The sequence below is a fragment of the Agromyces solani genome (assembly GCF_058349925.1).
Genome location: NZ_JBYRER010000001.1, coordinates 1239155 through 1252987, shown reverse-complemented (window position 1 = coordinate 1252987; position 13833 = coordinate 1239155). Strand labels below are relative to the sequence as shown.

At 71.1% G+C, this 13833-nt stretch carries 10 protein-coding genes; 1 reads left to right on the top strand and 9 read right to left on the bottom strand.

Annotated features, from left to right (window positions below; genetic code table 11):
- Positions 1-6 precede the first annotated feature (6 nt).
- The 5 genes from serA to AC3RJ7_RS05740 form a co-directional block, all read right to left on the bottom strand.
- Positions 7-1596, bottom strand: coding sequence for a phosphoglycerate dehydrogenase (serA, locus tag AC3RJ7_RS05760; RefSeq protein WP_491454853.1), 1590 nt, complete (start codon positions 1594-1596; stop codon positions 7-9).
- Positions 1597-1729: 133 nt separating this feature from the next.
- Positions 1730-2089, bottom strand: a complete 360-nt coding sequence (locus tag AC3RJ7_RS05755) for a hypothetical protein (protein ID WP_491454852.1) — start codon at positions 2087-2089, stop codon at positions 1730-1732.
- Positions 2086-2583, bottom strand: coding sequence for a DNA polymerase III subunit gamma/tau (locus AC3RJ7_RS05750; RefSeq protein ID WP_491454851.1), 498 nt, complete (start codon positions 2581-2583; stop codon positions 2086-2088). Before AC3RJ7_RS05750 ends, AC3RJ7_RS05755 begins: the two co-directional genes overlap by 4 nt.
- Positions 2584-2624: 41 nt before the next feature.
- Positions 2625-3377 carry a copper homeostasis protein CutC gene (locus AC3RJ7_RS05745; protein ID WP_491454850.1) on the bottom strand — a complete coding sequence of 251 codons (753 nt, stop codon included), beginning with the start codon at positions 3375-3377 and terminating at the stop codon, positions 2625-2627.
- A 102-nt stretch (positions 3378-3479) separates the two neighbouring features.
- Positions 3480-3962 carry a hypothetical protein gene (locus tag AC3RJ7_RS05740; protein WP_491454849.1) on the bottom strand — a complete coding sequence of 161 codons (483 nt, stop codon included), beginning with the start codon at positions 3960-3962 and terminating at the stop codon, positions 3480-3482.
- A 114-nt stretch (positions 3963-4076) separates the two neighbouring features.
- On the opposite strand from AC3RJ7_RS05740, the gene AC3RJ7_RS05735 reads away from it, so the two are divergent.
- Positions 4077-8261, top strand: coding sequence for an nSTAND1 domain-containing NTPase (locus AC3RJ7_RS05735; RefSeq protein WP_491454848.1), 4185 nt, complete (start codon positions 4077-4079; stop codon positions 8259-8261).
- Positions 8262-8349: 88 nt separating this feature from the next.
- Here the strand turns inward: AC3RJ7_RS05735 and AC3RJ7_RS05730 are convergent, their stop codons facing one another.
- The 4 genes from AC3RJ7_RS05730 to AC3RJ7_RS05715 form a co-directional block, all read right to left on the bottom strand.
- Positions 8350-10242, bottom strand: a complete 1893-nt coding sequence (locus tag AC3RJ7_RS05730; protein ID WP_491454847.1) for a 5'-nucleotidase C-terminal domain-containing protein — start codon at positions 10240-10242, stop codon at positions 8350-8352.
- Positions 10243-10406: 164 nt separating this feature from the next.
- Positions 10407-11435 carry a ketol-acid reductoisomerase gene (gene ilvC / locus AC3RJ7_RS05725; RefSeq protein ID WP_491454846.1) on the bottom strand — a complete coding sequence of 343 codons (1029 nt, stop codon included), beginning with the start codon at positions 11433-11435 and terminating at the stop codon, positions 10407-10409.
- 67 nt (positions 11436-11502) lie between these two features.
- On the bottom strand, positions 11503-12012 hold the full coding sequence (gene ilvN / locus AC3RJ7_RS05720; RefSeq protein ID WP_231430651.1) for an acetolactate synthase small subunit: 510 nt from the start codon (positions 12010-12012) through the stop codon (positions 11503-11505).
- 2 nt (positions 12013-12014) lie between these two features.
- Complete coding sequence (locus tag AC3RJ7_RS05715) at positions 12015-13817, bottom strand: acetolactate synthase large subunit (protein WP_491454845.1); 1803 nt, start codon at positions 13815-13817, stop codon at positions 12015-12017.
- Positions 13818-13833: the final 16 nt, after the last annotated feature.

Genomic DNA, 13833 nt, shown 5'->3' with positions numbered 1-13833 from the left:
CGCGACCTACTCGGTGATGTCGATCTCGACGAAGAGCGTCGCGTCGATCGCCTCGCGCACCCGGTCGAGCACGTCGCCCGGAATCGGCGAGTCGACCGTGAGCACGCTGAGCGCCGAGCCGCCCGCCTCGCGGCGCGCGATCTGCATGCCCGCGATGTTGATGCCGGCGTCGCCGAACTCGCGTCCGTAGACCGCGACGATGCCGGGGCGGTCGGTGTACTCCATGATGATGTGGGTCGTCGCGATCGGCACCTCGAGCTCGTAGCCGTTGACGCCGACGAGCTTCTCGGCCTGCTTCGGGCCCGTCAGCGTGCCCGCGACCGACACCTGGGTGCCGTCGGCGAGCGCGCCGCGCAGCGTGATGACGTTGCGGTACTCGGGGCTGTCGGCCTCGGTGATGAGGCGCACCTGCACGCCGCGCTGCTCGGCGAGGAGCGGTGCGTTGACGTACGAGACCGTCTCGGAGACGACGTTCGTGAACACGCCCTTGAGCGCCGCGAGCTTCAGCACGCTGACGTCGTAGTCGACGAGCTCGCCGCGCACCTCGACGTCGAGGCTCGTGAGCGCGCCGTGCGCGAGACCCGAGAACAGCTGGCCGAGCTTCTCGACGAGCGGGATGCCGGGGCGCACGTACGGGTCGATGATGCCGCCCGCGACGTTCACCGCGTCGGGCACGAGCTCGCCCGCGAGCGCGAGGCGCACCGACTTCGCGACCGAGATGCCCGCCTTCTCCTGGGCGTCGTCGGTCGACGCGCCGAGGTGCGGCGTGACGATGAGGTTCGGCAGGCCGATGAGCGGCGACTCCTTCGGCGGCTCCTGCACGAAGACGTCGAGCGCGGCGCCCGCGATCTCGCCCGAGACGAGCGCGTCGTGCAGCGCCTGCTCGTCGATGAGGCCGCCGCGGGCGACGTTCACGACGTAGGCGGTCTTCTTCATCTTCGCGAGCTGCTCGGTGCCGATCATGCCGAGGGTCTCGGGCGTGCGCGGCATGTGGATCGTCACGAAGTCGCTGCGCTCGAGCAGTTCGTCGAGCGAGACGGTCTGCACGCCGAGCTGCTGCGCACGGGCCGCGGTGATGTACGGGTCGTACGCGATGACCTCCATGCCGAACGCCTGCAGGCGCGCGGTGATGAGGGCGCCGATGCGGCCGAGGCCGATGATGCCGACGGTCTTCTCGTAGAGCTCGGTGCCCGTGTACGACGAACGCTTCCACTGCCCGGCCGAGAGCGAGGCGTGACCGGCGGGGATGTGGCGGGCGAGGCTCAGGATGTGGCCGATCGTGAGCTCGGCGGCCGAGATGATGTTCGAGGTCGGCGCGTTCACGACCATGACCCCTGCGGTCGTGGCCGCCTTGACGTCGACGTTGTCGAGTCCGACGCCGGCGCGGGCGACGACCCGCAGCTTCGGGGCGGCGGCGAGCGCCTCTGCGTCGACCTGCGTGGCCGAGCGGATGAGGATCGCCTCGGCGTCGGCGAGGGCCGACAGGAGGGCCGGGCGGTCGGTTCCGTCGACCTGGCGGATCTCGAAGTCGGGCCCGAGGGCGTCGACGGTGGCGGGCGAGAGTTCTTCGGCGATCAGCACGACCGGCTTTGACACGAACGGTTCCTTCGGGGGCGGTGCGCGACGAAGCGCGCGAATGGGGTGCGCCTACGCCAGTGGGGGCGCCGTTACCCCGACCACCCTACTGGAGCATGACGTCGCATCTCGTTCTGTGACGGTGAGCGACGCTTCAGCCGACGATGACGCCGCGCACGAGCCCCAGCAGCACGGTGCAGCTGAGGAACAGTGCCGCCGACGCGCACAGGCCGGTGAAGTAGAGGGCCGCGCGCGCGAGGACGCCGTGGCGACGGCCGAGCACGAACGCGCCGAAGAAGCACGCGAACGGTGCGAGGAACGCCACGGTCATCACCGCCCAGCCGGCGGCGGAGAACGTGAGGCCCAGGCCGAGCAGCTGCACGACGCTTTCGACGACCTCCCAGACGTCGTAGGCGTAGAACAGGCCGAACACGGTGGCGAGCACGACGTCGAGCCACATCGGCACGCGAGGCGACGGGGCGGATGCCTCGGGCAGGACGCTCTCGGCGGTCATGCGGTCACTCCCAGGACGAACGGCAGCGGAATGAGCACGACCGCGCCGACGACGAGCCACACGAATCGTGCGCGGCTCGTCGGCGCAACACGCAGGGCGAGTGCGAACCAGCACGGTGCGGCGAGCACGGCGAGCCAGAGGCCCAGCGAGTACATCGCATCGCTCACGAGGCTCGTTCCGGGCGCGGAGGTGCGCACGGCGGTGATGAGCCAGCCGATCGTGTAGAGCAGGTAGACGCCGCCCAGCACACCGAGGGCGACGAGCGCGACCGAGCCGGTCTGGCGCGGGACGTCCTCGTCGTCGACGGGCTCACCGGCCGCGCCGTCGGGCTCTCCGTCCACCGCGTCGATCCCCTCGACGACACCGTCGGCCGAGGTGCCGGTCGCGTTCAGCGGAACCGCCTTGCCGACGGTCTTCCACCCGGGTGCGAGGGTCGGGTCGTCGTCGCCCTCCCAGCGGAGGGCGTCGTCGTCGGCATCGGGGTCGGGACGCATGGCTCCAGCCTAGTGGCGCGGCCCCGACGGCGCGTCGGGCCTCACGCGCCCGCGGTCACGCCTCGCCGAGCGGCTTCGACCGCCGCCGCCACGAGCGCGGCATCGGTCTCGTCGAAGCCGTCGACGCCGCCCCCGGGACCGCTCGGGCCGCCGCGGAGCGCCCGACCGCGCGCCGACAGGTGCACCGCGTCGACGCCGGCGTCGGCGAGCGCGGCGATGTCGGCGAGCTTGACCCCGCCGCCCGCCATGATCTCGAGCACGCCGGACACTTCGGCCATCGCCGTGAGGGTCGCGAGGCCCGAGCGGCAGTCGGCGGCTCCGCCCGAGGTGAGCACGCGACGCACGCCGAGCCGGGCGAGCGACGCGACCGCGGCGCGCGGGTCGTTCGCGGCATCGACCGCGCGGTGCACGGTCACGTCGGCCGCGCCCGCTGCGTCGACGAAGCGCTGCACGGCGTCGACGTCGAGGTCGCCGGCCTCGGTGAGCGCACCGACGACCACGCCGTCGGCCCCCGCACCGACGACCGCCCGGATGTCGCGCTCGATCGTGTCGAGCTCGTCGGCGTCGTAGACGAACCCACCGCCGCGGGGCCGCACGAGCACGTGCACGAACGAGGTCGCCGACGCCTCGGCGGCGAGCGCGACGGCCGTCTCGACGAGCCCGATCGACGGGGTGAGGCCGCCGAGTCCGAGCGCCTGGCAGAGCTCGATGCGCGCGGCCCCGTGCTCGATGGCGATGCGCGTGCCCGCGGCATCCTGAACGGCGATCTCGACGGGGAGCGGGAAGGCGACCATTCTCGACAGCGTAGCGGGCGCGGGGACGGCCCCGTCGTCTCGGGGTGACGACGGGGCCGCGTGGGGCGGAGGAGCGGACGGCGACTGCGAACGGCGAGTCGGTCACCATCCGTTCGTGGTGACCCCGTGCAGGCCTCGAGGGTCGTCGTCGTTGACGAGGCGACGCTCCTGCGGCGCGGGCGTCGGCGTCGGCTGCGATGGGTCGCTGCGGAGCCCGCTCGGCCCGGTGGGCGACCGCTGCGCGGACTCCGAGGGGAGGTCCTCGATCGATGTCACCCTTCCGGGCTTCGTGACGCCGTGCAGGCCGCGCGGGTCGTTGTCGTTGACGAGCGACGACGACACGCTCGCCGCGCCCCCCTCGCCCGTGCCCGCTCCGTGCAGGCCGCGCGGGTCGTTGTCGTTGACGAGCCGGTTGAGCATCCGCTGCTGGTCGAGCGGCAGGCGCACGGCTTGGCGTTGCTCTCGGGGCTCGGTATCCACCTCGCTCGAGGCGGTGGCTCCTGCGCATCCGGCGAGGCCGAGCGCGACGAGGAGGGCGATGGCGACCGGGCTGTGCCGCCGGATCCGGGGGGTCGTGGTGTTCATGCCCCCACCGTGTGCCGCGCCGGTATCCGCCCGCCCATCCTCCGGTATCCGTGCGGTATCCACCCCCGGACTCGGGAATTGACGAATACTCACCTTGAGCCGCAGAATGCACGCGTGACCGTCAGCGTGCTCGGTGCGCTCGTCGTCGACGGGAGCCCGATCAGCCCGCGGGAGCGGGCGGTCCTCGCCGCACTCGTGCTGCGAGGCGGAGCCGCGGTCGCCCCCGACGAGCTCGCCGACGCGGTGTGGGGCGAGCGCCCACCCGCGACGTGGCCGAAGCAGGTGCAGATCGCGATCGCGCGGCTGCGCCGGCTTCCCGGCGTTCCCGAGATCGTCACGGAGCCGGGCGGCTACCGGCTCGCGGCCAACACGACGACGACGGATGCCTCGGAGTTCGAGCAGCTCGTGCAGGTGGGCCGTCGCCACGCCGCCGACCGCGCCGCCGATCGCGCGGAGGCGGCGTTCGATCGCGCGCTCGGCCTGTGGCGCGGTCGTGCCTACCCGGAACTCGCCGACTGGCCGCCCGCCGCAGCCGAGGCGCAACGACTCGACGAGCTGCGCGCCTTCGCCGACGAGGAGCGGCTGGCCGCCCGGCTCGAGCTCGGGCAGGCCGCATCGCTCGTCGGCGACGCCGAGCGGCTCGTGCGGGAGGCACCGCTGCGCGAGCGACGATGGGAACTGCTCGCCCTCGCCCTGTACCGCGGCGACCGGCAGGCCGACGCACTCGCGGCACTCAGGTCGGCGCGGCGACGCTTCGACGACGAGCTCGGCATCGAACCGTCCGAGCGGCTCACGCTGCTCGAGGCCGGCATCCTGCGGCACGACCCCGCGCTCGCCGCCCCGACCGGCGCGCCCACGCTCGACGCCGCGTGCCCGTATCGCGGCCTCGACGCGTTCGAGGCCGAAGACGAGGAGTGGTTCTTCGGTCGCGACCGCGAGATCGGGGCCGCGCTCGAGCGCATCGACCGGTCGGCGTTCGTCGCCTTCGCGGGCGCGAGCGGCTGCGGCAAGTCCTCCCTGATCCGCGCCGGGGTCGTGCCCGCCCTCCGCCGGCGCGGGCACCGCGTCGAGGTCGTCCTGCCGCGCCGCGGTCTCGCCGTCGAACTGCCCGACCGGCTGGCGGCCGGCCGAGCCGGCGACGTGCTCGTGATCGACCAGTTCGAGGAGGTGCTGCACCTCGGCCTCCCGGACGAGGACCTCGAGTCGATCGGTCGCGGCATCGTCGCGTTCATCGAGGCCGGCGGCGGCATCGTCCTCACGGTGCGCAGCGACCACCTCGATGCCTGCGCCGCACTCCCCCACCTCGGCGGATACTTCGCCGACGGCGTGCAGCTCGTGCCGCCGATGGGCGCCGAGCAGCTGCGCGCGGCAGTCGAGTCGCCCGCCGCGTCCGTCGGCCTCCGGGTCGAGCCCGGCCTCACCGAGCTCGTGCTGCGCGACGCGGCCGGCCGGCCCGGGGTGCTGCCGCTCGTCTCGCACGCGCTCGTCGAGACCTGGCGACGCCGCGAGGGAGCGACGCTGACGGTCGCCGGCTACGAAGCCGCCGGCGGACTCTCCGGAGCGATCGCCCAGTCGGCCGACGAGATGTACCGCCGCATGTCGCCCGAGGAGCGCGACGTCTGCCGCGCCACGATGCTGCGACTCGTCGCGCTCGGTGCTGACGGCGCACCCGTGCGACGGACCTTCCCGACGCGGTCGCTGCACGACGACGCCGTGCGCGAGCGCGTGCTGGCCCGACTCTCCGACGCCCGGCTCGTGAGCGCCGACGAGTCGACCGTCGCCGTCGCGCACGAAGCACTCGCCGACGCGTGGCCACGCCTGCACCGCTGGCTCGAGGAGGATGCAACTGCGGTGCGGACGATGCACGCCGTCGCGAACGCAGCCGAGGCCTGGGAGGCGGGCGGACGCCTCGACGAGGACCTCCTGCGCGGCGCACGTCTCGAGGCGGCGACCGAGTGGTCCGAGGCCGAGGAGCGCTCGCTCACCGCCGTCGAGGCCGAGTTCCTCGCCGCATCCGCAGACCACGAGGCATCCGACCGCCGCGCCCTCGAAGCCCGCGCGAAGGCCGACCGTCGGCAGAACCGCCGCCTGCGCTCGCTCCTCGCCGCCGCCGCGGCGCTCATCATCGCGCTCGTCGGCGTCGGCACGTTCGCCGGGTTCAGTGCGAACGAGGCTGAACAGCAGCGCAACGACGCCACGATCGAGGCGCTCGTCGGCAAGGCCCTGTCGCTGCGCGACTCAGAGCGGGATGTCGCGGCGCTGCTGGCCGCGGAGGCGTACCGCCGCTGGCCCGACGACCCGAGGACCCGTGCGGGGCTCATGGGCGTCGTGAGCGGGGTCGGCGGATTCCTGAGTAGCGCATTCATCGACGGGGCCGGCGCGGCGTTCGGTGCGGTGATCCCGGGCACGCGCAGCGCGCTCGTCGCGACCGACGACGGCGACATCGCCGTCCGCGAGGTCGACGACGGCTCGGTCGTGCAGACGCTCGAGCTCGGCTTCGACCCCGTCGCTTCGGCGCCACCGCCGATCGTGGTCGTCAGCGCCGACGGCAGCACCGGGGCGGTGCTGTGGCCCGAGCGCGTCAATCCGGAGGTCGGCAACACCTGGTACGGCACGGCGACGAGTTCTACCCTCACGGTCTTCGACGTCGACACCGGCGAACGCCGGCTCGACCCCGTCCGCGTTGGAGTCGGCCCTGGAGCGCTCGCGATCGACGGCACCGGCGAACGAATCGCGGTCGCCGCATCCAGCAATGGCTCTGTGCGTCTCATCGATACGACCACCGGCGAGCAGCGCCGGATCACCGGCGAACGTACGGTACCGCTCGACCACGATTCCGTCGCGGCGTCGCTCGCCTACGGAACCGACGGGTCGCTCTACGTCGGCCGCCTCGACGACCGGGTCGACGTGATCGACCCGGCGACCGCGACGACGGTCGCGACGCTTGTCGTCCCGGTCGCGTCGGCCAATCGGGCGATGGTGATCGGGCCCGACGGTGTGGTAGTAGCCTCCGGCGACGGGAAGCTGATCGCCCTCGACCCCGCCGACGAACGGCTCGAATGGGCCGTCGAGCTCCCGCCGAGCATCCCCGACTCATGCTCATGGATCACCGCGTCGGAAGCGACGAGCACGGTGTACTGCGGCGGCCAGTTCGGGCATATCGACGAGTACTCGCTCGATGACGGCCGACCGCTCGGACGGCTCGATGCGCGGCTCGGCTCCGTCGGACCGCTCACGACGCTCGACGACGGACGCGAACTCGTGTCGATCAGCCTGACCGGCGCGGCGATCCTCCGCTGGCGGCTGGACGGCGGCGGCCCGGCGCACCGCCTCATCACCGCAGGTTGGCAGGCGGACGGCGGATACTCCGAAGCGGGCAGCCTGATCGTCGCTCGCCCGCGCGACCCGGCGCCGGCCGACGGGAGCCCGCCCATCGCGGCCGTCGTCGACACCGCTACGGGCGAGTTCCTGCGTCGATTCGAGGACGGGCTCGCCGATCCCGTGTGGGGCTCGGGGCAGCTGCTCGTCGGTCGCGCGGCGGAAGGCGGCTTCCACCTCTTCGACGCCGATACGGGCGACGTCATCGCCGACCTGCCCGAAGGAACGTTCGGCGTCTGGCCGTCGCCTGGGCGCGAGCGGGTGTTCGCGGCGCAGAAGGACTGGACGATCGCGACGGTCGACGGCGCGACTGGCGAGGTCGCGGGCGCCCCGGTCACGGGACCGGACGGGTTCCCGGTCGGGGTCGTAAGTTCCCCCGACGGCGAGGTGCTCGGCATCCTGGGGTACCGCGGCGGCGGGCTACTCGCCGCCGGAATCTTCGACACCGCGACCGGTGAACTCATCATCGAACAGTCCGGACTCCATGTCGCCGCGATCACCGATGACGGGTCGATGATCGTGTTCGACGAGGACCGCATCACGCGGCGCGCGTCGTTCGACGACGAGTCGGCGCAATCGCTCGCCGGCACCGGCGGCGGGCTCGGCGTCGCCGCGCTGAGCTCCGATGGTCGCACCCTGCTCGTCACCGCCGGCGACCAGTCGGTCCAGGTGTTCGACCTGCCGAGCGGCGTCCGGATCGGCGAGCCCTTCACAGCCGACGCAGTGACGTCGTCGAGCGCATTCCTCCGCCCCGACGGCCGCGAACTGGCGGTCACGATCGCCGACGGAATCATGATCTGGGACCTCGACCCCGGCCACCAGTTCGACGCCGTGTGCCGCATCGCCGGCCGTAACCTCACCGAGCAGGAGTGGCGCACCTACCTGCCGGGCTTCGACGGACCGCAGCGCACCTGCGGCTGACGGGCGACGTGCAGCCCGAGCGCGGACGGCGGCCCGCCCCGAGACATCCTCGAAGGCGGGCCGCCGTGCACAGCTGGAACGCGACCGCTCAGAACACCGGCACGCCGTTGCGCACGAGCCTCCAGTTCACGACGTGGAAGTCCTGCGGGTCGATCGTGCCCTGCGCCGACGCGTAGGCGACGATCGCTTCGCGGATGGCGACCTGCGCGTTGTAGACCACCGGCGCCGTCGCGATGTGCGGGAACCCGCCGCCGCCCGACTGGCGGTAGTTGTTGACCGCCACGAGGAACTGCTGGTCGTCGGCCACCGGCGCGCCGTCGTACACGAGCGGCGAGATGCGCTGCCCGACCGGCTTCGAGATGTCGATCGTGTACTCGACGCCCGAGAACTGGTCGTAGTTGTAGTCGGGGGTGAAGGCCGACCTCGGGGTCGGGGCGTTGGTCCACGATGCCGGTTCGACCGGGGCGTCGGGGGCGACGGTCTTGAAGTACTCGGCCGAGAACTCGAGGTACTCCTTGATCTGCTTGCCCGTGAGGATCGACGCAATCAGCGTGTTGTCGTAGATGTAGAGGCCGGCGACGTCCTTGATCGTGACCTCCCCCTCCGGGAAGCTCGCGGCCCGGTTGAACGGCGCCGCGATCGAGACGATCGGCAGGGATGCCTCGGCGGTGCCCGCGACGGCGGCGCGCACGGTCTCGGTCTGCACCTCGTTGACGTAGTCGAGGATCGCCGTGTCCTTCCAGCAGGACTCGGCGGCGAGCATCTCCTCGGTCGAGGTCGCGACCTCCGAGTGCATGTAGTCGACGACGGCGTCGTGCTGGTCGCGCACGATCGCGACGAACTCGGGGTCGTCGACGACGGTGTTCGCGTTCAACAGGTACGCCTTGTGTTCGACGACCGACCACTTGCCGCGCGAGTAGCTGAGGTCGAGGTCGAACACGCTGAGCCGCTGGCCCCAGTTCTTGGGCTCGCTCATGATGACCTCGGCACCGGTCACGAGGTTCGTGACGAGCCGCTCGGGGATCTCCGCGTGGGCGTGCCCGAAAAGGACCACGTCGATATCGGGCACCTGCTCCGCGACGAGCTTCGCCGCGTTCTCGATCGGCAGGTCGGAGCCGTAGGTCGACAGGCCGCTCTCGCCCGAGTGGGCGCTCACGACGATGATGTGCGCGCCTTCGGCCTTCATCACCGGCACCCAGCGCTTGGCGGTCTCGACGAGGTCGAGCACCTCGACCTTGCCCGAGACGTTGGCCTTGTCCCAGATGACGACGCCGGGGTTCGTCAGCCCGAGCACGCCGACCTTGACGGGCGGGTGGCCCTTCGCGACCTTCAGCTGCGTGATCGTGTACGGCGTGAATCGCGGAACCTTCGTGCCGGCGTGCACGGCGTTCGCGGCGAGGGCCGGCGCGTCCATCTGCGAGATCCAGTTGTCGAGGAATTCGAGGCCGTAGTTGAACTCGTGGTTGCCGAGGGCCACCGCGTCGTACTCGAGCGCGTTCATCTGCGCCGCCACCGGGTGCAGCGCACCGGTCTCGGTGACCGGTTCGACCGTGGCGTAGTAGAACCCGAGCGGGGTGCCCTGGATCGTGTCACCCGCATCGAACAGCAGCGTGTTGCCGCGACCGCGGTCGGCTCGGACCTGCTTGACGAGGCTGGCCACGCGCGCGAGGCCGACGGCGTTCGTCTCCCGCGTCGGCGAACCGTCGTAGTACGTCGCGTCCTTGTAGTAGTCCCAGTTGACGACGTTCGCGTGCAGGTCGCTCGTGCCCATGATCGTGATCTTCGCCGACGTGCCGTCCGTCGCCGCCATCGCAGGGCTCGCCGACCAGCCCGCGGCGGCGAGGGCGCCGGCCGCCGACATGCCGACGAGGACGTTGCGTCGGGTGACGCCCGAGTGCGCATGGCCGGCTTCGTCGTCGGGCACCGCGCAGGAGCACCAGCGGGGAACGGGTTCGGGTTCGTGGTTCGCGAGTTCACTCATGGCACAGAATGCGACCACGATCGGATGCCTCGGTGCAAGGGTTTGCAGCTGAATTCCGCGTGCTCATTCGCGCACGACGACGAACGGCCCGTTCCGGAGTGATTTCCGGAACGGGCCGCGTGGTCTCGATACGGCGCTGGCGCGCCTACTCGACCGACCTCAGGTCAGCGAGCGACCTCGCCGTCGACGTAGTCGTCGTCGTCCGAGGCGTTCCACGCGAAGAGCTTGCGCAGTTCGCGGCCGGTCGACTCGATCGGGTGCTGCTCGCCCTTGGCGCGGAGCTCGAGGAACTCCTTCTGGCCGTTGTCCTGGTCGGCGATGAAGCGCTTGGCGAACGTGCCGTCCTGGATGTCGGCGAGGACCGCCTTCATGTTCTCCTTGACCGACGGGTCGATGACGCGCGGGCCCGAGACGTAGTCGCCGTACTCGGCCGTGTCGGAGACCGACCAGCGCTGCTTGGCGATGCCGCCCTCCCACATGAGGTCGACGATGAGCTTCAGCTCGTGGAGCACCTCGAAGTAGGCGATCTCGGGCTGGTAGCCGGCCTCGACGAGGGTCTCGAAGCCGTACTGCACGAGCTGCGAGGTGCCGCCGCAGAGCACGGCCTGCTCGCCGAACAGGTCGGTCTCGGTCTCTTCGGTGAAGGTCGTCTTGATGACGCCGGCGCGGGTGCCGCCGATGCCCTTGGCGTACGACTTCGCGAGATCCCAGGCGGTGCCGGTCGCGTCCTGCTCGACGGCGATGATGTCGGGGATGCCTCGGCCGGCGACGAACTCGCGGCGCACCGTGTGCCCCGGCGCCTTCGGCGCGACGAGGATGACGTCGACGCCCTCGGGTGCCTCGATGTAGCCGAAGCGGATGTTGAAGCCGTGGCCGAAGACGAGCGCGTTGCCGGCGACGAGGTTGTCCTTCACCGAGTCGGCGTAGATGTGGCGCTGGTACTGGTCGGGCGCGAGGATGACGACGACGTCGGCCCACGCCGCGGCGTCGGCGACGTTCTTGACCTCGAAGCCGGCCTCTTCGGCCTTCTGGATGGACTTCGAGCCCTCCTTGAGGCCGATGACGACCTCGACGCCCGAGTCGCGCAGGTTCTGCGCGTGCGCGTGGCCCTGCGAGCCGTAGCCGATGACGGCGACCTTCTTGCCCTGGACGATCGAGAGGTCGGCGTCCTGGTCGTAATACATCTCAGCCATTGCTGTTCTTCTCCTTGGTGTGGGTTTCGGTGACGGATGTCTCGGCGCCGTGCCGAGGCATCCGTGGTCAGTTCTTGAAGACGCGTTCGGTGATGCTCTTGCCGCCGCGCCCGATCGCGAGGAGGCCCGACTGGGCGATCTCCTTGATGCCGTACGGCTCGAGCACCTTGAGCAGCGCCTGGGTCTTGCCCGAGTCGCCGGTGACCTCGATCACGAGCGCGTCGGTCGAGACGTCGACGACGCGGGCGCGGAAGAGGTTGACCGCCTCGAGCACCTGGGAGCGGGTCGTGTTGTCGACGCGCACCTTGATGAGCAGGTGCTCGCGCTGCACCGACTGGGCCGGGTCGAGCTCGACGATCTTGATGACGTTGACGAGCTTGTTGAGCTGCTTCGTCACCTGCTCGAGCGGCAGGTCCTCCACGTCGACGACGACCGTGATGCGGCTGAGGCCGTCGATCTCGGAGTGGCCGACCGCGAGGGACTCGATGTTGAAGCCGCGGCGGGCGAACAGGCCCGCGACGCGGGTCAGCAGGCCCGGCTTGTCCTCGACGAGGAGGGAGAGCACGTGGGTCGACATGGTCAGTCCTCCTCGCTGAAGGCCGGCGAATGGTCGCGGGCGTACTGGATGTAGCTGTTCGACACGCCCTGCGGCACCATCGGCCACACCATCGCGTCGGCCGAGACGACGAAGTCGATCACGACGGGGCGGTCGTTGGTCTCGAGCGCGAGCTTGATCGCATCGTCGACCTCCTCCTTCTTCGTGACGCGGATGCCGAGGGCGCCGTACGCCTCGGCGAGCTTCACGAAGTCGGGGATGCGCACCGTGTCATGACCCGTGTTGAGGTCGGTGTTCGAGTACCGGCCGTCGTAGAACAGGGTCTGCCACTGGCGCACCATGCCGAGCGACGAGTTGTTGATGACCGCGACCTTGATCGGGATGTCGTTCAGGGCGCACGTGGCCAGCTCTTGGTTGGTCATCTGGAAGCAGCCGTCGCCGTCGATCGCCCACACGTCGCGGTCGGGCTGGGCGACCTTCGCGCCCATCGCCGCCGGCACCGCGTAGCCCATCGTGCCCGCGCCGCCCGAGTTGAGCCACGAGTTGGGGCGCTCGTACTTGATGAACTGCGCCGCCCACATCTGGTGCTGGCCGACGCCCGCGGCGTACACGCCCTCGGGGCCGGTCAGCTCGCCGATGCGCTCGATCACGTACTGCGGGGCGAGCAGGCCGTCGCTCGGCTCGGAGTAGCCCAGCGGGTATTCGTTGCGGAGGCCGTCGAGCGTCGCCCACCACTCGTCGAGGTCGGGGGTCTCGTCGCGCGTCGCATCGCGGTAGGCCGCGCCGAGGTCGACGAGGACCTCCTTCAGGTCGCCCACGATCGGCACGTCGGCCGTGCGGATCTTCGAGATCTCGGCCGGGTCGATGTCGACGTGCACGACCTTCGCCTCGGGGGCGAAGAGCGCGGCCTTGCCGGTGACCCGGTCGTCGAATCGTGCGCCGAGGGCGACGATGAGGTCGCTCTCCTGCAGCGCGAGCACCGCCGGCACCGTGCCGTGCATGCCGGGCATGCCGAGGTGCTGCGGGTGCGAGTCGGGGAAGGCGCCGCGGGCCATGAGCGTCGTGACGACGGGCGCCTTCGTGGTCTCGGCGAGCGCGAGCAGCTCTTCGGACGCGCGGGCGCGGATCACGCCGCCGCCGACGTACAGCACCGGGCGCTTCGCGGCGGCGATCAGCTGCGCCGCGGCGGTGACCTGCTTGCCGTGCGCCTTCGTGATCGGACGGTAGCCGGGCAGGTCGACCTTCGGCGGCCAGCGGAACGAGAACTTCGCCTGCTGGGCGTCCTTCGTGATGTCGACGAGCACCGGGCCGGGTCGACCCGTCGTCGCGATGTGCACCGCGGCGGCGATCGTGGCGGGGATGTCCTCGGCACGCTTCACGAGGAACGAGTGCTTCGTGATCGGCATCGTGATGCCGACGATGTCGGCCTCCTGGAAGGCGTCGGTGCCCATGAGCGTCGAGAACACCTGGCCGGTGATCGCGAGCAGCGGCACCGAGTCCATGTGGGCGTCGGCGATGGCGGTGACGAGGTTCGTCGCGCCGGGACCCGACGTCGCGATCGTGACGCCGAGCTTGCCGCTCGACGACGCGTAGCCCTGGGCGGCGTGACCGCCGCCCTGCTCGTGGCGCACGAGGATGTGGCGCAGCTTCTTGCTCTCGAAGAGCGGGTCGTAGACGGGCAGGATGGCTCCGCCCGGGAGTCCGAAGACGTCGGTGATGCCGAGCAGTTCGAGCGAGCGGACGACCGCCTCGGCACCCGTGATCTCCACGGGTGCAGCGGACGGCACGGCCGCAGGCGTCGGCACGGGGGTCGATTCCGTGGGCATGCGGTTCCAATCTGGT

Excerpts from the sequence above, each read along its gene's own strand:
- AC3RJ7_RS05755 (WP_491454852.1), bottom strand. The coding sequence starts at position 2,089 with ATGACCGCCGAGAGCGTCCTGCCCGAGGCATCCGCCCCGTCGCCTCGC.
- AC3RJ7_RS05750 (WP_491454851.1), bottom strand. The coding sequence starts at position 2,583 with ATGCGTCCCGACCCCGATGCCGACGACGACGCCCTCCGCTGGGAGGGC.
- AC3RJ7_RS05745 (WP_491454850.1), bottom strand. The coding sequence starts at position 3,377 with ATGGTCGCCTTCCCGCTCCCCGTCGAGATCGCCGTTCAGGATGCCGCG.
- AC3RJ7_RS05740 (WP_491454849.1), bottom strand. The coding sequence starts at position 3,962 with ATGAACACCACGACCCCCCGGATCCGGCGGCACAGCCCGGTCGCCATC.
- AC3RJ7_RS05730 (WP_491454847.1), bottom strand. The coding sequence starts at position 10,242 with ATGAGTGAACTCGCGAACCACGAACCCGAACCCGTTCCCCGCTGGTGC.
- ilvC (WP_491454846.1), bottom strand. The coding sequence starts at position 11,435 with ATGGCTGAGATGTATTACGACCAGGACGCCGACCTCTCGATCGTCCAG.
- ilvN (WP_231430651.1), bottom strand. The coding sequence starts at position 12,012 with ATGTCGACCCACGTGCTCTCCCTCCTCGTCGAGGACAAGCCGGGCCTG.
- AC3RJ7_RS05715 (WP_491454845.1), bottom strand. The coding sequence starts at position 13,817 with ATGCCCACGGAATCGACCCCCGTGCCGACGCCTGCGGCCGTGCCGTCC.